We start from the raw sequence: 18133 nt of genomic DNA on the forward strand, positions 1-18133 counted from the left end.
CTCCTTCAGGACAGGCGCAGCCAGACGGCGCTGTCCGAGGGCAGCAGCCCGTCCTCGGTCAGCGGGGCACTCACGAGCAGCACGGATTCGTGGGCCGGAAGGGCGACCGGTTCGGCGGAGAGGTTCACGATGCACGCGGCGTCTTCGCCCCGGCGGAACGCCAGCACGTCCGGGCCGCTCTCGAGCCAGCGCAGCGCTTCGCGCTCGCTGCTGAATCCGGGCTCCGTCTTACGCACGGTCAGCGCCGTGCGGTAGAGCTCGAGCATCGAGCCGGGGTCGCCGAGCTGCACCTCGACGCTGTAGTCGCGCCACGACGCGGGCTGCACCGGCAGCCACGGCTGCGCGTCGGCGTCCGCGCTGAACCCGAACGGAGCCTGCCCGCCGGACCAGGGCAGCGGCACCCGGCAGCCGTCCCGGCCCGGGTTCTCCCCGGCGGTGCGGTGCCACATCGGGTCGTCGCGCAGCTCGTCCGGGATCTCCTCGACCTCCCACAGGCCGAGCTCCTCGCCCTGGTAGAGGTAGGCGCCGCCGGGCAGGGACAGGCACAGCAGCGCCGCGGCCCGAGCCCGGCGCCGGCCGAGCTCGAAGTCCACCGGCCGGCCGTGGCCGCGGTCGTCGAAGTCGAAGGTGGTCTCGGCCCGGCCGTAGCGGGTGACGTGCCGGGTGACGTCGTGGTTGGACAGCACCCAGGTCGCGGGCGCGCCGACCGGCCGGTGGAAGGCCATGGTCCGCTCGATCACCGTGCGCAGCGCGGCCGGGTCCCAGGCGCACTGGAGGAAGGGGAAGTTGAACGCGGCGTGCATCTCCTGCGGCCGCAGGTACTTCGCGAACCGCCCGGGCTCGGCGATCCAGACCTCGCCGAAGAGCACCCGGGGCTCCTCGTAGGAGTCGGCGACGGCGCGCCACTCCTGGTAGATCTCGTGGATCCCGTCCCGGTCGTTGTGCGGGTGCTCGGCGTCGGCGGGCGCCTGCGGGTCGAGGTCGGGCAGCAGCGGGTCCTTGACCAGCAGCGCGGCCGAGTCGATCCGGAAGCCGTCCACGCCCCGGTCGAACCAGAACCGCAGGGTGCGCAGGAAGTCCTCGCGCACCGCCGGGTTCTCCCAGTTGAAGTCCGGCTGCTCGGAGGCGAACAGGTGCAGGTACCACTGGCCCGGGGTCCCGTCCGGCTCGGTCACCCGGGTCCAGGCCGGGCCGCCGAAGTGCGAGCGCCAGTTGTTCGGCGGCTCGTCGCCGTTCGGGCCGCGGCCGGGCCGGAACCAGAACCAGGAGCGCTGCGGCGAGCGGGGCGCGGCGGCCAGCGCCTCCTGGAACCGCGGGTGGCGGTCCGAGCAGTGGTTGGGCACGATGTCGAGCAGGATCCTGATGCCGCGCTCGTGCGCGTCCGCGATCAGCGCGTCCATCTCGGCCAGGGTGCCGAAGGAGGGCTCGATGTCGCGGTAGTCGGAGATGTCGTAGCCGGCGTCCGCCATCGGCGAGGGGAAGCACGGGTTGAGCCAGATCGCGTCCACCCCGAGATCGGCCAGGTAGCCGAGCTTCTGGCGCAGGCCGCGCAGGTCGCCCACGCCGTCGCCGTTGCCGTCGGCGAAGCTGCGGATGTAGACCTGGTAGGTCACCGCGCCGCGCCACCACGGCTCGGTGAGCAATCCGGTCGACGCGGCGGAGGCGCCGGGGGCGGACAGATGAGTAGTCAAGGTGTGGATCTCCTAGCATGAGGCAAGGGGGCAGTGCCCGCCGGCGGCGGTGCGGCGCCGCCGGCGTGGGGACGGCTTCGGGTGGCGCCCGGCGCGGGGCGGGCGCCGGGCGGATCAGCCCTTGAGGCTGCCGGCGGTCAGGCCGGACATGATGTTGCGCTGGAAGACGAGGAAGAAGGCGATCGTGGGGAGGCTGGCGATGGCCAGCGCGGCGATCAGGATGTTCTCCGGCAGGCCCACGGACAGCTGGAACAGGCCGATGTTGATGGTCTGGGCCGAGGTGTCGGTCAGGGTGAGCAGCGGCCAGAGGAAGTCCTTCCAGACGTTGACCACCGCGAAGATCGAGACGACGCCCAGGATCGGCCGGGACATCGGCAGGATCACCGACCACAGCGCCCGCAGCGGCCCGGCGCCGTCGATGGACGCGGCGGCGAGCAGTTCGGACGGGATCGAGTCGAAGAACCGCTTGAGCAGCAGGATGCTGAAGGCGTTGCTCGCCACCGAGGGCAGCCAGATCACCCAGGGCGAGTTGAGCAGGCTCCAGTGCAGGAACGGAAGGCTGTTGGCGGTCAGGTAGGCCGGCAGCGCGAGCACGGAGGTCGGGATCATCAGGGTCGCCATCATCCCGAACATGATCACGTTGCCGAAGGCGGGCCGCAGCTTGGAGAACGCGTACGCCGCGGCGATGTCGAACACGAGCTGGAAGACGAGCGCGCCCGCGGCGTAGTACGTGGTGTTCCACAGCAGCCGGGCCAGCCCCGCGTCGTCCCAGGCCTTGGCGAAGTTGCCCGGGCGCGGGTGCGCCGGGGTGAGCGTCGGCGGGATCTGCGCGAACTCCTGCGCGGACTTGAGCCCGCCGCTCAGCAGCCAGTACAGCGGGAAGAGGAACACCAGCGCGAACAGGAAGATCAGGACGCACAGCGTGGTCCAGTACGCGATCTTGCCGGCCGGCCGGTTGAGCTGGGCGCGGGAGATCAGCGTGCGGGTGGCGGTGTCGACGGCGGCCATCGGTCAGTCCTCTTCCACGGATCGGGCGAGCTTGAGGTAGATGCCGGAGAAGATCATCAGCACCAGCATCAGCAGGATGCCCAGGGCCGCGGCGTTGCCGAAGTTCAGCGAGCTGAAGGCGTAGTCGTAGATCTGGTAGACGACGCTGACGGTGCCGTTGACGCCGTGCGAGATGGCGTCCGGCTCGAGGAAGACCTGCATGGTGTTGACGACCTGGAGCATCAGCATCAGCGAGATGATCAGCTTCAGCTGCGGCAGCGTCACGTGCCGGACCCGCTTGAGGATCGAGGCGCCGTCGAGCTCCGCGGCCTCGTAGAGCTCCCCGGGCACTCCCTGGAGCGCGGCGAGGTAGATCAGCACCGAGCTGCCCATGTTGGCCCAGGTGGAGAAGAGCACCAGGCACAGCACGGCGAGCTCGTGCGAGCTCTGGAACCACTGGATCGTCGGCAGGTGCAGATCGTGCAGCACCATGTTGAACAGGCCGGAGTCGTCGGACTGGTAGAACCAGCGCCACAGGAACGCCCCGGCCACCGGCGGGAGCATCACGGGCAGGTACACCAGCAGCCGGAAGTAGCCCTTGGCGTGCCGCATCTCGTTGAGCACGACGGCGATCGCGAGCGGCACCGCGAACCCGAGCACGAGGGCGAACAGCGTGAACAGTCCCGACATCCGCCAGGCCGCCCAGAAGTCGGGGTCGGCGAACACGTGCCGGTAGTTCTCGAAGCCGACCCACTTGGTCTGGCCGGCGAAGTTCGTCTTCTGGAAGCTCATGATCACTTCGCGGACCATGGGCCACCAGGAGAAGAGCGCGAAGCACACGGCCGCGCCGAGGATGAACAGGTAGCCGGTACCGTGCTTGCGCAGCCGCCGGCCGAGCGGCACCCGGCGCCGGCGGGCGCGGGCGGCGGCGCGGGCGTCGTACGCGGTGGCCGCGGACACGTTGATGGTCGTTGCCATGGGTCTCTCGCTCTTCCTACTCAAGCCTCATTGCTCTTGCGCCCCGCACCCGCCGGTCCGGGCCGTTCGGCCCGGACCGGCGGTCCGTCTCCTGCCCTACTGGGCGTTCGCCAGGATGGTGTTCGTGGCGGCCGCGAAGGTCTTGAGCAGGCCCGGGATGTCCGCGTTCGGCTTGCTCAGCACCGCGAACATCGCCGCGTCGCCCTTGGCGTAGATGGCCTGCGCCTGCGGGGGCTCGATGATGAGCTTCATCGACGGCAGGGCGTTGACGTACGCGGTGAAGTTCGTGGTGGGGATGTTCGCGTACTTGGCCTTGGCCGTGTTGTCGGCGGTGGCCACCGCGCCCTGCCACAGGTCGGGCTCGGGCAGGCCCACCGGCTGGTTCTGCGAGGACAGGCGCTGGTAGTCGAACTGGCCGATGCCGGAGGTCTCGAACTCGTAGTTGACCCACTTGATGCCAGCCTCGATCTGCTCCGGCGTGTCCTTCTTGTTGAACATGTAGCCGGAGCCGCCGAGCAGCGTCGCGGTGGCGCCGGGCATCGGGCCGACCGCCAGGTCGTCGTAGGCGGTGCCGTACTGGCTGTGCATGGAGGTGAGGGTGCTCGGGTCGCCGACGTACATGCCGAGCTTGCCGGAGGCCATCATCTGCAGCAGGTCGTTGTAGACCAGGCCCTGGTTGGTGCCCATCACGTTGTCGGTGAAGCGCATCTTGTGCAGGAACTCGAGCACGGACTGGCCGGCGGCGTTGTCGAAGTTCGCGCTCTTGCCGTCCGCGCTGACCGCCGTGCCGCCGCGCGAGTAGAGCTCGGCGACGAAGTGCCAGCCGCCGGTGTTCTGCGCGCTGTAGTCGGCGTAGCCGATGTCGCCGCCGCCGAGCTTGGTGATCGCGATGGCGTCCTGCTCGACCTGGTCCCAGGTCGTCGGGGGCTGGTCCGGGTCCAGGCCGGCCTTCTTGAACAGCGCCTTGTTGTAGACCAGGCCGAGGCTGTAGTTGCCGGTGGGTATGCCGTACAGGTCGCCCGAGGAGCTCTGCCCGTCGCGGTAGACGTCGAGCAGGGACTGCTGGATCGAGGAGTAGTTGTTGATCTGGCTCGCGTACTGCTGGATGTCGGCGGCCTGGCCGGAGGCGACGACGTTGGGCCCGTCGGTGAAGTAGGTGTAGAAGACGTCGTCCATGTTGCCGCTGGCGAGCTTGGCGTTGAACGTGGTCGGATCGTCACACGGGTTGGCGTCGTCGCTCTTGACGGTGATGTTCGGGTGCAGCTTCTCGAACGCCGCGACGTCGGCGAGCCAGTTGGCCCGCGGTTGGGCCTGCGAGGTGGGCGGCTCGCAGCCGACGGTGATGGTGACCGGAGCATTCGAGTCGACGTTGGCCGCCGCTGAGCTCTTAGAACTGCTGCAGCCGGTGGCGGTGGCGGCGACGGCGAGCGCCGTGGCGGCGATGGTGAGCGCCTTGCTTCGCTGGAAGACGTGCATACTCTGGTGTTCCTCCGAAACGGATGCGCGTGACCCGGGCCGGAGGCCGCGAGGCGAGCGCGAAACGGGTCGCTGAAGGTGGAGCAGGCGGTGCGATACCGCGGCCGGCGCGCGTTCCGGCCGTCGGGGCGTAGCTGGAAGAGTACGAGGGCGCGCGCCTGTTGTCTATAGATCAGTGCAGAAAATCGAGCTTTCGCGGTCGTAATCTTGCACTAGATCACAAAATCACGACTTGGCATCACCGGCACGAGCCTGCGGCCGGCACGGCCCGGTGGACCCGCGCACGATCAGCTGCGGCTCGAGCAGCAGTTCCTCGCTGGGCACGGACTGGCCGTTGATCTGCGTCTCGAGCAGCTCCACGGCCGCGGCGCCCATCGCCCGCACCGGCTGGCGGACCGTGGTCAGCGGGGCCTCGACCACGGACATGTAGGTCGAGTCGTCGAAGCCGACCACCGACACGCCCTCCGGCACGCTGAGCCCGCGCCGCCGGACCGTCCGGATCGCGCCGAGCGCCAGCGCGTCGCTCGCGCACACCACCCCGGTCACGCCCAGGCCGAGCAGCCGCGTCATCGCCGCTCCCCCGCCCTCCATCGAGAACGGCACGTGCACGACCAGGTCGCGCCACGTCTGGTCGGTCGGCGAGGTGCGCATGTGCCGGACGTAGACGCCGAGCTTGCGCGCCGAGGGCACGTGCCCCTGCGGCCCGAGGATCAGCCCGATCCTGGTGTGCCCCAACGAAGACAGGTGCGCCAGCGCCTGCTCGGCCGCCGCCTCGTCGTCCACCGAGACCCGGGCCACCCCCTCGTTCTCGTCCGCGGCGTTGACCAGCACCATCGGGATCCCCCGCTCGCGCAGCTCGCGCCCGTATTCGGGCCCTGCGTCGGCGTAACTGGCTCCGATGAACACGATCCCGGCCACGTCGCGCCGCAGCAGCAGCTCGATGTAGTTGGCCTCCGACACCCCGTCGGCGGTGCGGGTGCACAGACAGGTCATCAATCCGAGCTTGACCAGCCCGATCGAGACGGACTCCACCAGCGCCGGGAAGATCGGGTTCTGCAGGTCCGGCACCACCAGCCCGACCAGGCCCCCCTTCACCGTCCCCCGGAACGCCGCCGGCCGGTCCAAGCCGAACACGTCCAGCGCGGTGAGCACCGCCGCCCGGGTGCCCGGCGATATCCCGGGCTTGTCCCCCAACACCCGCCGCACCGTGGCCACGCTCACCCCGGCGAACGCGGCCACATCACTCAGCCTCTTCGTCACGACGGTCAGCGTACAACCGGTACTGCAAAAAGTGCCATAGATCTGCAAGAACCAAATCCCCGCACCCAGCGCGCTCGCAGGGGAAAGGGCGGCACGGCTCCGCTAACGCGTCACTGTCGGTGGATGGTGCAAGACTCGCTGTCATGATTACCACGGATGGCACCCCCAACCTGCCCGGCTGGATCGATCTGGGCTCCCCCGACCCGGACGCCTCGGCGGAGTTCTACGGCACCGTCTTCGGCTGGAGCTCCGAAGCGATGACGAACGACCAGGCACCGGAAGACGATCCGGACCAGGGCCGCTACCTCATGCTGAGCAAAGACGGCGGCACCGTCGGCGGCATCGGCGCGCTGCAGGATCCGTCCGCCAAGTCGGCTTGGACGGTCTACGTCCGCGTCCCGGACATCGAGGCGACGATCGGGAGCTGCGAGTCGCTCGGCGGCAGCGTCCGGGCTCCGCGCATGCAGGTCGGCAGCGAGGGCTTCCTCGCCCAGCTCACCGATCCGAGCGGCGCGGAGTTCGCCCTCTGGCAGCCGGAGGGCTTCACCGGACTCGGGCGGGCCTGCCAGGACGACAGCCTGCTGTGGGTCGAGCTCTACACCCAGGACCCTGAGGCCGCCAAGCGCTTCTACGGCGGCCTGTTCGGCTGGCAGACGGAGGCGTACACGATGCCCGAGGGCACCTACGACATGTGGACCACGAACCCCGGCGTGGGCACCGACGCCTTCGGCGGCATGATGCAGATCAGCCCGGAGATGCCCGTCCAGCAGGAGACCTGGGTCCCGTACTTCATGGTCGCCGACACGGACGCGACGCTCGCCCGGACCGTCGCGGCCGGCGGCTCGGTCCTGATGCCCGCGACCGACGCCGCGCCCGGGCGGCTCGCCGCGTTGGCCGACCCGTTCGGGGCCCGCTTCAACCTGCTCAAGCCCGCGCCCACGATGTAGGCCGGGTGATCGAACCGGTCCGGCGGCCCGGCGGATCAGACCGATAAGACCGATCAGGATTGAAGAAGCGATCCCCGGCCGGCCACCGTAGGTTGATTGCGCCGCCGGAAGTGCCGGCGGCGCGATCAACGAGGAGAACCCCATGGCCGACAACTTCAAGGCGATCATCTACCCGGTCAAGGACGTGGAGAAGGCCAAGTCCCTGTTCACGGCCCTCCTCGGCGCGCCGCCGGAGCAGGACACTCCCTACTACGTCGGATGGAGCATCGGCGGGCAGAACATCGGCCTGAACCCGAACGGCTTCGACCAGGGCATGACCGGCCCGGTCCCCTACGTCGACGTCGCGGACATCAAGGCGCGCTTCGACGCGCTCGTCGCCGCCGGCGCGACGGTCCTGCAGGAGCCCACGGACGTCGGCGGCGGCTCGCAGATCGCCGCGGTCAAGGACGCCGACGGCAACACCATCGGCCTGCGGAGCGCGGGCGCCTGAACCCGCGATACCTGCGGCGTCGTCAGTACGCCGCGGTCGCCGGCCGTGGACTGCCAGTGTCCCGGCCGGCGGGGTGGTCTCAGTGGTCTCAGGACTGCTGCTGCCGCCGGAAGGCGGTCGGGGCCACCCCGGTGTACTTGGTGAACACCCGGGTGAAGTAGGCGGGGTCGGGGAAGCCGACGTCCTTGGCCACCCGGAAGACGGGCAGGTCGGTGTCGGCCAGCAGCGTCTTGGAGCGGTTGAGCCGCAACCGGGTCAGGTACTCCGTCGGCGTGGAGCCGGTCAGTTCCCTGACCGCGGTGGCGAGCGTGTCCCGGGAGACGGACAGCTCGTGGGCGACCGCGCCGATGCCGATCGGGCGGTGCGCGTCCCGGTCGAACAGGGCCAGCGCCCGGCGGCCGACGTCCCGGCGGGCCGGTTCCGGCGCGGTCTCGGCGACCCGGGTCGTGCCGACAGCGCAGATCAGCGCGTGCAGTTCGGCGGCCGCGCGGAGGTGGCCGTCGAGTGATTCGGGCTCGCCGGCCAGCGCCAGCAGACCGGCCAGCCGGGAGCGCACCGCGTCCGGCTCGGCCGGGTCGATCGCGGCCGGCCCGCCGCCGAGATATCCGAGCTCTTCGTAACGCGCCGCGGCCGGGCCTTCGAACAGGATCCAGTACTCGGACCAGCCGTCCGGGCCGGGGCCGTAGCTGTGCGCGATGCCCGGGGGCAGCCAGAAGAACGAGCCGGCACTCAACTCGTGCCGCCCATGTCGTCCATGCAGCTCGAGGCTCCCGGATCCCTCGGTCAGCAGCACGCCCGCGTAGCCGGCGAGGGTGCGCCCTACTCGCGCCTGGCGCTGCCCGGAGATGCACCCGACACCGGTGACGGCGAGCCCCAGAGCCCTTACCTCCACCGGCGGAGTGAGGTAGTGCGAGACGGACGACATCTCAGTGCTCCTGTCGACGAGAATCCAAGTGTATCCGGAACCCGTACATGGCTCATGAACAAGGCATGACACCACCATGGACCAACAGCAGGGGTCCAATGGCGGATCATGCACGATGTCGTCGACGGCAGTCCTGATCACTCCGCCACGGGCCCGCACCCTCGGCAGTCTCCCCGAGACAAGGAGTACCAGTGCGACGACCCCGCAGAACCCTGGCCGCGGTGATCGCGGCGACTGTGACCGTGTCGGCGGTTTTCGGCAGCGTGAGCACGGCTTCGGCGGCGACGGCCAAGCCGGCCTCGCCCGCCGCGCCGGCCCACGGAAAGCCCGCCAAGCCCTCGAAGCCGGCCAAGCCTTCCAAGCCGTCGAAGCCCGGCAAGAGCTCGACGGGATCGGACCCGGCCACGGGCGCCACGCTGACCGTCTCCATCGGCTCCACCGGCGGATTCTCCAACCCGACGGACACTCCGGCCTCGCCGTACATCGACAAGGACGGGACGTTCTACTATCAGGAGTCCGCGTCCCTCTACGGCACCACCGATCCGCACGAGTGGCAGTTCTTCAGCGGCACGAACATCGACACCGCCACGGAGGACACCGCCCTCAGCACCGCGGTGAACCCGGCGAACTCCAGTGACGCCAACAACAACACCGTCTGGCGCTGCCAGAACAGCGCGACCGGCGTCACCGCGACCGCCAGCACGAGCTACCCGCTGGCCAACTACTGCGACCTGATCGGGACCTGGGTCGACCCGGACACCGGCGACTGGTACGGCTTGGTCCACAACGAGTTCACCGGCCAGCCCTTCGGCGACGGCCTGCACTACGACTCGATCGACTACGCCGTCTCCCACGACGAGGGCAAGACCTGGACCATCGAAGGCCACGCCATCACCTCGCCGTACTCGACGACCCGCGGCGACACCACGGCGTTCCCGAACCAGACCTACGACTACGGCGACGGCGACCCGCGTCTCTACGTCGACCAGGCGTCAGGGTACTTCTACATGTACTACGCCTCGCGCATCGTGAACAAGGGCGGCCAGTCGGGCAGCACCATCGGCCTCGGCCACGTCGCCCGCTGCCCCATCTCGGCGAAGATGGCGACCGGCTGCTGGGAGAAGTGGTACAACGGCTCCTGGTCGCAGCCGGGTGTCGGCGGCCTGGAAAGCAACATGGTGCCGGTCGACTCGACCAACCCCAACGGCTACACGTCCACCACGCAGGACTACAACCCGGACAACACCGGGACCACGGACGCGCAGATCGCGGCGGGCGTGCTCCCGTCGGACTCGTACCTGGGCTTCATGAACATCACCTACGACGCCTACCTCGGCCTCTACATCGGCGAGCCCGAGACCTGGTCGGTGACTTCGCAGCGCTTCTACGTGACCTCGGACCTCTCGACGCAGAAGTGGACGCTGATCGGCAACTCCGGCAGCTACACCTCCGACTCCTGGTACCGCTGGTTCATCGACAGCGTCAACAAGACGAGCTCTGAGATCGTCGGACAGTCCTTCCGGTCCTACTGCTCGATCGCCTGCAACAGCGGCGACGGCGAGTACGCCAACGAGACCATCGGCAGCTCGGCGCCGGCGGCCGTGATCGACACCACCAAGACCTACAAGCTCGCCAACGGCAACGGCCGGGTGCTCGCGCAGGTCTCCGGCAGCTCGGCCACGACGTCTGACGCCTCGGCCACCGGCTCGAAGCTCGAGTCCTGGGCCTTCGCGCCCAACGGCGACGGCTCGTACCGGATCATCAACGCCTCGACCGGCAAGGCCCTCGGCGTCGACTCCAGCACCACGTCCCAGCGCGCCTGGGGCACCGCGCCGTCCGTCACCACGCTCCTGGCCGCCGGCCCGACCGTCGGTCAGCAGTGGTTCGTCCTCCCGGACACCGACGTCGCCGGCACGTTCCGGATCGTCAACCGCTACAGCGGCCTGGTGATCGGCCTGTCCTCGGTCAGCTCCCGCCGGGCCGAGACCACGCCGAGCCGCAACTGGACCGACACGACCGGCAGCACCGTCGGCGGCGGACGCACGGTCGCCGAGCAGACGCTGAAGCTCACCGCGACCGGCACCGCGCCCGAGTCCCTGCTCGCCGCCAACCCCGGCACCCAGACGAGCACGGTCGGCACCGCGGTCTCGCTCCAGCTCTCCGCGGCCGACTCGGCCGGCAAGCCCCTGACGTACACCGCCACCGGACTCCCGGCCGGCCTGTCGATCAGCCCCTCCGGCCTCATCTCCGGCACCCTGACGACGGCCACGACCGGCAGCACCGTCACCTTCACCGCGACCTCGCACACCGCGAGCAGCAAGGCGTCCTTCAGCTGGGTGGTCAACCCCGCCACGCCGGATCTCGACGGCACGCACACCATCGCCATCGGCACCCAGGGCCTGGACGACCCGAGCGGCAGCACGGAGGAGGACCTCGGGCTGACCACGACGAAGCTCAGCGGCCTCACCGAGACCGATTGGGTCTTCACCAAGCAGGCCGACGGCGCGTACGAGATCGCGAGCGCTGTCTCCGGCCAGTGCGTCTCGGTCAACTACGGTTCGACGGCGGCGGGCATAGACATCGTGCAGTGGCCCTGCTCGGACGGCAGCAACCAGGAGTGGAGGGTGGCCCTGCAGCCGAACGGCACGTACTCGCTCACCGCGGCGAACAGCAGCCTGCTGATGACCACCGCCTCGACCGACGACGGAGCACTCGTGACGCAGGAAGCCGACACGGATTCCCCGCTCCAGCAGTGGAGCATCTCGTAGTACTTCGTCAGACATGAACACCGCGCCCCCGGACCTGCTGCCACAGGCCCGGGGGCGCGGGCTTATCTGGCGGCGCGGGGACGGCCGCTTCGCGTCGTCCGTTTCGCCTGTAAACCCGCCCACCCGTTGCGTTGGCAGGGCGGCCTGCGGTTTCAAGATCTCGCCTCCGGCGCGGGCCCTTCCCTCGGAGAGAGTGCCAGGGTCTGTGGGGTGCTGGCATCGGCGGGGCGGGCTGGGGTTCGGGGTGGTCGGGTGCCGGGGGTGTGCTCTCTCCTCGGCCGGTCCCCGGAGGCAATCAGGGACCTGCCGGGAGGTCAAGCGGCGGTGGCTTCCGCTCATGCTCGATCTTGCATCGCGCCGCTTGACCTCCCGACAGAACCCTGATCGGGCTTCGCCTGCCCGACCGAGGAGAGAGCCCACCCCCTGAGGTCCGGTACGAGCTGCGCTCGGGCCGAGTCCCGCCGGTGGCCCGGTCGCGCTTGATGCACGATCATGCATCGCTGTTCTGGGCTGCGCTTCTCTTCTCTTCTCTTCTCCTTTCAACGTCGGGGAGCGCGCCCGAGTTCCCCGGAAATATCCTGGATTTTCTTTAACCGGCAAAGGCCGGATACGCGGCTTTTGTCGGTGGTGGTGTCTAGCATGGAAATGTACGGGGGATCGGGACTTGCGACGGGAGGGGTGGTGGGCGCGGTGGCTGGGCAGATGGCGGCGGGGGTGTGGCTGAAGACGGTGCAGGAATTGTCCTCGGCGTGCGACCGTGCCGCGCGATCTTGCGCGTTGCGTGAGCTCCGGGCCGATCGGACGAGGGTGATGGAGAATCCTTCCGCATCGGGCACGGCCGGCCTGCGGGATTCTGCTGCGAGATCCGGGATCGGGGTCGATCGCCCCGAGGCCGTGCAGGATCCGACATCAAGGGCGACCCGAGCGCCGACCTTTCGGGCGGATCGAGGGTCGGGATGGCCGGGTCAAGGTGATGCAGAATCTTTCCGCCCCGAGCGCGACCGCGACACGGGACTCGATCGCGCGGATCGAGGATCGAGATGCTCGGGCCAAGGCGATGCAGGATTCTTCCGCACCGCGCGCGACCGGGCCACAGGACGGGAATCGGCCCGAGCGCAGCTCGCACCGGACCCTCAGGGGGTGTGCTCTCTCCTCGGTCGGGCAGGCGAAGCCCGATCAGGGTTCTGCCGGGAGGTCAAGCGGCGCCATGCATGATTCACCATCAGCGCAGGCCGCCGCCGCTTGACCTCCCGACAGGTCCCTGATTGCCTCCGGGGACCGACCGAGGAGAGAGCACACCCCCGACACCCCACCACCCCGAACCCCAACCCGCCCCACCAACGCCAGCACCCACGCGACCCCGGCACACTCTCCGAGGGAAGGGTCCCCGCCGGAGGCGAGATCTTGAAACCCCAGCCCACCCCACCAACGCAACGGGTGGGCGGGTGGTCAGACAAACCGGGCGACGCGAAGCGGCCGCCCACACCACCACGACCACCCCAACCCGACCTCCTCCTGGCCGGGGAGCGGAACGCTGTGAGCGTCACCGTCATCCGTGTAGTCCAGTCATGTCGGTTTTCGCGGCCGGCGGCCGGGGCGCTGCGCCACGTTCCCCCGCCTCTCTCAGCGCGCGGGGGGAGAGTCCGAACTCGCGGCGGCAGGCCTTGTTGAACGCCTGGAGATCGGGGATGCCCACCGCGGCGGCGATGCTTGCGATCGGCAAGGTGGAGGCCTGGAGGAGGTGGCCCGCTCGGCGCATGCGGCGTCTGCGGATATGGGCTACGACGGTCTCGCCGGTGTGCGCGCGGAAGAGCCGGGTGAGGTGGTTGTGCGAGAGCCCGACGGCTTCGGCGATATCGGCGACGGACAGCGGTTCGGCGAGTTCAGCCTCGATGACTTTCAGCGCCGCCGCTACGGCCGGGTGTGGCTGGTCCGGACATGGCGCCGCGGCGAGCGTGCTCACCTGCCACAGCGCTGCCCACACATCGGCGGTCGCGCGGGCCGGGAAGGCGGGGTCAGCGGTCACTGCGCCCTGCAACAGATCCGTCAGTAGCGGAGCGATCGTCGCGGCATCCTGCACGAGCCGGACCCTCACGGGCGCCCCGGTCGCGGCGGGCCGGAAGTGGACGTAGTGATGCTCGGACCGCCCTCGGTAGCGGAACTCGACCGTGGTGCCAGGCGGTACCAGGCTCGTCATACCGGGCTTGATCTGATGCTCGATCCCGCCGATGACGAGTTCGGCGCTGTAGCGGTACAGGTGGAACTGCCACAGGTCCGGCAAGAGGAAGACGTCGCGCTTGGATGCGATGCCGTGCACGCCGATCCCGATCTGCGCGATCGCGGGTGGCTCGTGCAGACGAAGATCCACCAGCCCTGAGGGCTCCGGTGCCGGGCCGACGGGCATGGTGAAAATCTACCAGCCATGGTGATCCAGACCAATGTACACAGCATGATCGCGTTCCTAGGCTGAGCGCATCCCCACCACCTCTCTCCAGCCTTTGGAGCATTCATGACGCTGCAACCGTGGTTCTCCGATGCCAAGTTCGGCATCTTCATCCACTACGGGATATACGCCGTCGACGGCGTGGCCGAGTCATGGTCCATGTTCACCGGCGAGGTGCCCCGCGAGCAGTACATGAAACAGTTGGCCGGCTTCACCGCGGCGAACTACGATCCGGAAGCCTGGGCCGAACTCTTCGCCCGCGTCGGCGCGAAGTACGCCGTGCTCACCTCCAAGCATCACGACGGCGTCGCGCTTTGGGAGGCCCAGCACAGCGACCTCAATGTGATCGAGCAGACTCCTGCCGGACGCGACCTGGTCACGCCCTTCACCGACGCCCTGCGCAAACGGGGGCTCAAGGTCGGGCTCTACTTCTCCCACGCGGACTGGAGCCATCCCGACTACGCCACCGTCAAGCACGGCGATCCCGGAAAGCCGGCCGGCAACCCCCTCAACACTCCCCCGGAGGGCGAAGAGGATCCGGCGCGGTGGGAGCGCTTCCGCAGCCAGTACCACGACCAGGTTCGGGATCTGATCACTCGCTTCCGTCCGGACCTGCTCTGGTTCGACGGCGAGTGGGAGCGCACCGACGAGCAGTGGGGCTTCCAAGAACTCGGCGACACGATCCTCGCCATGAATCCCCAGACCGTACTCAACGGGCGCATCCGGACCCACGCCGACTACGCGACACCCGAGCTGTCTCTGCCGGTCGTCGCTCCGGACGGTCCGTGGGAGCTGTGCCTGACCATCAACGACGCATGGGGTTATCGGCACGCCGACACGAACCATAAGTCGGTGGGCCTGCTCGTGCGCTACCTGGCCGAGACCGTCGGCATGGGCGGAAACCTGCTCCTCGACGTCGGCCCGCGCGAGGACGGAACCATCCCGCAGGAGCAGGTAGAGCGCCTGGAAGGACTCGGCGCCTGGATCGCCAAGCACGCGGACGCCGTCCACGGCACACGCGCGGGCCTGCCCGCCGGACACCATCACGGCCCGTCCACCTTGTCCGCGGACGGCCGGACTCTCTACCTCATCTGCTTCGCCGTGCCGCGCGCCGGCGTGGCCATCAAGGGCCTGCGCACGCCGATCCGTCGCGTCAGCGTGCTCGGCAGCGGCACCGAACTCGCCCACCGGGTCTACGGAGGATTCGACGAGTTCCCAGGCCTGCACTGGATCGAGGCGCCGACGGCCGCGGACGCGGACCCGCACGCCACCGTCCTGGCCGTGGAACTGGACGGCGAACTCGACCTCTACCGCGGTATGGGGCACTACTGACCGAAACGTGAGCGCCGCGCCCCCGGGATCTACCGTCCAGAACCGGGGGCGCGGCGCTTACAGGCTCGTCCGAAGCCGTGGATCCGGACGGCCGCCGAGGGGTCAGCAGTCGGTCATCCGGAAGTCGTACTCGGCCGGAACCGGGGTGCCGGGATGGACTGCGAGCCAGAGCGCATCCAGGGAGAACTCTCCCTCGCGCACGTTGTCGACGTGGATTCCCTCGGCCAGCAGGCGTCGGGCGCGCTCGTCGTCGCCGCCCGCGTGGGCTGCGTTCGCTTCTGACAGGCGGATGCGGCCGTGGGCCCGGTCGACGTCCGAGAGCGCTTCGATCAGGGCCAGTGCCTGCGCGGGGCGGCCGGCGGCGAGAAGAGCATCGAGGACTTCGAACGTCAGTTCTCTTAGGTCCGGGCGCAACTGGTGCGCCTGCTCCATCAGGTCCGCGGCTTCGTCGACGGACGTGGCCAGGAAGGCCAGGGCCCGCAAGGCCCACGGCGTCGCCAACTGCCGGACCGAGCTGCGGAAGGCGTCCAACGCGGCGTCCTGCTCGCCGTCGGCCAGGCGCAGCAGGCCGAGGTGGTAGAACGCGTGCCAGTCGTCCGCGCTCTTCTCCAGCGCCTCACGCCAGCGCGGGCCCGCGATCGGTGCCGCGGGCGGGTCGCTGACCGGGAGCCGGCCGGTGGACGCCAGCTGCGCCCATGGCTGCTGCAGCGAGCCGAGAGCGCCGAAAGGCAGTCCGGGCAACGGGTCGAGCTCCCCCACCCCGATCTCGAGCGCGCCCCAGCCGGAACCGGCGGAGAGCGACTCGGACGTCTCTTCGAAGCCGGCCGCCCACTCCAGTGCCTGCTCCAGGGCCGACGAGGGCACGAGAGCCTCCAGCGCCGCGCCCGCGGCCTCGCGGGCCTCGTCCCAGGATCCGTGCACGGCGGCCGGATCGGCCGCGAGCATCCCGTAGGCCTCGACCCACGACCAGGTCTCGCCGGCCGGCATGGGCAGGTGCTCCAGCTGAGTGCGGGCCAGGCCCGCCTGGATCTCCAGGTAGTTCCCCTCAGGGCCGGAGAGCCATTCCTGCCAGTGCTTCCCGCCGCTGGCCGTCCCCCAGCAGAAGAGCTTGCGTCCGCGCAGCCGGTCCGTGGAGGTCTGCACGAGCCCTGATCCGGTCTCGTCAAGCGACGCTATCCAGCGGCGCTGTGCGGCCGGGGTGTCGAAGAAGTAGTCCGCTGCCCGGCTGACCCGACCCGAATAGCTGCGATCGGCCCCGTCGAGCACGGGGAACTCCACGTGCTTCATCTCGCTGACGTAGTCGAACTGGAACGCGCGGTCCGCCGGCGCGACGACGCGTGTGTGCGCGGTCTCCGGCACGGCTATGTTCGACCACCAGTAGACCGGCGTCTCCTCCGCGTTCCGATTGTGCAGCGAGACGTGGACGTAGAGCGCGGGCGAGCCCGGCGGCAGCCAGGCGTCGATCTGCACGACCATCCGCCGCAGCCGCTCGAACTCGTACATGCGCAGCACCGGAGTGCCGTCGGGCGCGGTGGCCCGGATCGCGTGCAGCGGCTCGCAGGTCAGCGGCCAATGCCCGGTGGTGCCGAAGTTCCACTCGACGCCGCCGGCCAGCCAGGCGTCGCGCAGGGCCAGGTTCGCCGGCTGCAGGATCGCGTTGCGGTGCAGCAGTTCCCGGCCGGTGGGCCGGTGCACCAGCGACCACAGCCGCCCGCCGTAGCCCGGCAGGAACGTGGCCGTCAGGTGCTCGTTCTCCAGGACCACGCTCGGCAGCTCGCGCTCGCCGCGTACCCGGTCGTATTCGCCTTGGCGCGTGTACGGGATCAGTGCGCTGGGATTGCCGTAGCCGAGGTTGCGGCGCATCTCCTCGTCCAGCGCGTCGCTCTCGACGGCGACGGGGGTGATGCCGCGCAGGATCGGCAGCACGCCGGCGACCGGGTCCGAGGCGCCTTCGATCCGAAGGACGCCGGTGCGTAAAGACGAGCTCATTATTTTCCGATTCCTACCGTCATGCCCTGGATGATGCGAGTGCCGAGCCACGAGAAGAGCGCGAGCATCGGGGCGAGGATGATGCAGACGCCGGCGAACAGCACGCCCCAGTTCTGGCCGTCGAGCTGCTCGGCGGCGACGAAGTTGACCAGCGCCACGGGCAGGGTGACCTTGTTCTGGCTGTGCAGCAGGACGAGCGCGAACAGCGTCTCGTTCCAGCCGCTGATCAGCTGCAGCAGGAACGCGGTGATCAGGCCGCCGCGGGCGACCGGCACGATCACCCGCACGAAGGTGCGCAGCGGGCCGGCGCCGTCGAGGACCGCGGCCTCCTCCAGCACCTGCGGCACGCCGGCGAAGAAGCCGGTGAGCAGATACACGGTGAAGGGCATGGCCAGGCCGACGTAGACCAGGATCAGGCCCCAGAGGCTGTCGGTCAGGTCGACCTTGGCCAGGCCGACGAACAGCGGGACGACCAGCACCTGGCCGGGCACGCCGAGGCCCATGGCGAAGGTCATGGTTAGCGCGCTGGAGGTGCGCGAGCGGCGGCGGGCCAGCGCATAGGCGCACGGCGCGGCCAGCACGAGGGCCAGCGCGGAGGAGGCGACGGCGGCGAAGACGCTGTTGAGCGCCGCGCGGCCGAACCCGCCGGCGTTCAAGGCCTGGCCGTAGTTGCCGGCCTTCGGGTGCGTCGGCAGCCCGAAGGGGTGGTTCATGACGTCGGTGCCGCTGCGCAGCGAGGAGATGAAGACCCAGAGGATCAACACCAGGTCGGCGGCGACGAACAGCCAGATCAGCCAGGTCGCGACTTTCGTCGCCGGCCCTGTTCTCTTACGCCGGGTTTGCACGG

Annotated in this window: 13 protein-coding genes; 4 read left to right on the forward strand and 9 right to left on the reverse strand. The window is 69.5% G+C overall.

The annotated features are described in order from the left end of the window. Positions 1–5: 5 nt before the first annotated feature. From ACTRO_RS14355 to ACTRO_RS14375, 5 genes are all read right to left on the reverse strand, one after another. Positions 6–1679: a glycoside hydrolase family 13 protein gene (locus ACTRO_RS14355; protein ID WP_051452387.1), complete on the reverse strand. Its 1674-nt coding sequence runs from the start codon at positions 1677–1679 to the stop codon at positions 6–8. A gap of 126 nt (positions 1680–1805) precedes the next feature. After that, on the reverse strand, positions 1806–2699 hold the full coding sequence (locus tag ACTRO_RS14360; RefSeq protein ID WP_034263582.1) for a carbohydrate ABC transporter permease: 894 nt from the start codon (positions 2697–2699) through the stop codon (positions 1806–1808). 3 nt (positions 2700–2702) lie between these two features. Continuing rightward, positions 2703–3656 (reverse strand): carbohydrate ABC transporter permease, encoded by a 954-nt coding sequence (locus tag ACTRO_RS14365; RefSeq protein WP_034263583.1) that lies wholly within the window; start codon positions 3654–3656, stop codon positions 2703–2705. Positions 3657–3752: 96 nt separating this feature from the next. Further along, positions 3753–5132 carry an ABC transporter substrate-binding protein gene (locus ACTRO_RS14370; protein ID WP_051450828.1) on the reverse strand — a complete coding sequence of 460 codons (1380 nt, stop codon included), beginning with the start codon at positions 5130–5132 and terminating at the stop codon, positions 3753–3755. Positions 5133–5357: 225 nt separating this feature from the next. Further along, a complete protein-coding gene (locus ACTRO_RS14375) occupies positions 5358–6392 on the reverse strand; it encodes a LacI family DNA-binding transcriptional regulator (RefSeq protein WP_051450829.1) in 1035 nt (344 codons plus the stop codon). Between the two features lie 143 nt (positions 6393–6535). Here ACTRO_RS14375 and ACTRO_RS14380 point away from each other — a divergent pair, with 143 nt between their 5' ends. Further along, positions 6536–7339, forward strand: coding sequence for a VOC family protein (locus tag ACTRO_RS14380; protein ID WP_034263585.1), 804 nt, complete (start codon positions 6536–6538; stop codon positions 7337–7339). A 142-nt stretch (positions 7340–7481) separates the two neighbouring features. Further along, complete coding sequence (locus ACTRO_RS14385) at positions 7482–7829, forward strand: VOC family protein (RefSeq protein WP_034263586.1); 348 nt, start codon at positions 7482–7484, stop codon at positions 7827–7829. A gap of 88 nt (positions 7830–7917) precedes the next feature. Here the strand turns inward: ACTRO_RS14385 and ACTRO_RS14390 are convergent, their stop codons facing one another. Beyond that, complete coding sequence (locus ACTRO_RS14390; protein ID WP_034263587.1) at positions 7918–8754, reverse strand: helix-turn-helix domain-containing protein; 837 nt, start codon at positions 8752–8754, stop codon at positions 7918–7920. 191 nt (positions 8755–8945) lie between these two features. Here ACTRO_RS14390 and ACTRO_RS50325 point away from each other — a divergent pair, with 191 nt between their 5' ends. Next, positions 8946–11522, forward strand: coding sequence for an RICIN domain-containing protein (locus ACTRO_RS50325; RefSeq protein WP_051450830.1), 2577 nt, complete (start codon positions 8946–8948; stop codon positions 11520–11522). 1549 nt (positions 11523–13071) lie between these two features. On the opposite strand, the gene ACTRO_RS14400 is transcribed toward ACTRO_RS50325, so the two are convergent. Beyond that, positions 13072–13926, reverse strand: a complete 855-nt coding sequence (locus ACTRO_RS14400; RefSeq protein ID WP_051450831.1) for an AraC family transcriptional regulator — start codon at positions 13924–13926, stop codon at positions 13072–13074. A gap of 105 nt (positions 13927–14031) precedes the next feature. On the opposite strand from ACTRO_RS14400, the gene ACTRO_RS14405 reads away from it, so the two are divergent. Then, positions 14032–15297 (forward strand): alpha-L-fucosidase, encoded by a 1266-nt coding sequence (locus ACTRO_RS14405; protein WP_034263588.1) that lies wholly within the window; start codon positions 14032–14034, stop codon positions 15295–15297. Positions 15298–15399: 102 nt separating this feature from the next. Here the strand turns inward: ACTRO_RS14405 and ACTRO_RS14410 are convergent, their stop codons facing one another. Both ACTRO_RS14410 and ACTRO_RS14415 read right to left on the reverse strand, forming a co-directional pair. Further along, the gene (locus ACTRO_RS14410) at positions 15400–17286 is read right to left on the reverse strand and encodes a DUF5107 domain-containing protein (protein ID WP_034263589.1); all 1887 of its coding nucleotides are present in this window, start codon (positions 17284–17286) and stop codon (positions 15400–15402) included. Then, positions 17286–18131 carry a carbohydrate ABC transporter permease gene (locus ACTRO_RS14415; protein WP_034263590.1) on the reverse strand — a complete coding sequence of 282 codons (846 nt, stop codon included), beginning with the start codon at positions 18129–18131 and terminating at the stop codon, positions 17286–17288. The genes ACTRO_RS14410 and ACTRO_RS14415 overlap by 1 nt, the downstream gene beginning before the upstream one ends. Between the last annotated feature and the right edge of the window lie 2 nt (positions 18132–18133).

The sequence above is a fragment of the Actinospica robiniae DSM 44927 genome (genome assembly GCF_000504285.1).
GTDB classification, from domain to species: Bacteria; Actinomycetota; Actinomycetes; order Streptomycetales; family Catenulisporaceae; genus Actinospica; species Actinospica robiniae.

Coding starts and splice junctions, on each gene's coding strand:
- ACTRO_RS14385 (WP_034263586.1), top strand. CDS start 7,482: ATGGCCGACAACTTCAAGGCGATCATCTACCCGGTCAAGGACGTGGAG.
- ACTRO_RS14370 (WP_051450828.1), bottom strand. CDS start 5,132: ATGCACGTCTTCCAGCGAAGCAAGGCGCTCACCATCGCCGCCACGGCG.
- ACTRO_RS14380 (WP_034263585.1), top strand. CDS start 6,536: ATGATTACCACGGATGGCACCCCCAACCTGCCCGGCTGGATCGATCTG.
- ACTRO_RS14360 (WP_034263582.1), bottom strand. CDS start 2,699: ATGGCCGCCGTCGACACCGCCACCCGCACGCTGATCTCCCGCGCCCAG.
- ACTRO_RS14410 (WP_034263589.1), bottom strand. CDS start 17,286: ATGAGCTCGTCTTTACGCACCGGCGTCCTTCGGATCGAAGGCGCCTCG.
- ACTRO_RS14405 (WP_034263588.1), top strand. CDS start 14,032: ATGACGCTGCAACCGTGGTTCTCCGATGCCAAGTTCGGCATCTTCATC.
- ACTRO_RS14365 (WP_034263583.1), bottom strand. CDS start 3,656: ATGGCAACGACCATCAACGTGTCCGCGGCCACCGCGTACGACGCCCGC.
- ACTRO_RS14400 (WP_051450831.1), bottom strand. CDS start 13,926: ATGCCCGTCGGCCCGGCACCGGAGCCCTCAGGGCTGGTGGATCTTCGT.
- ACTRO_RS14390 (WP_034263587.1), bottom strand. CDS start 8,754: ATGTCGTCCGTCTCGCACTACCTCACTCCGCCGGTGGAGGTAAGGGCT.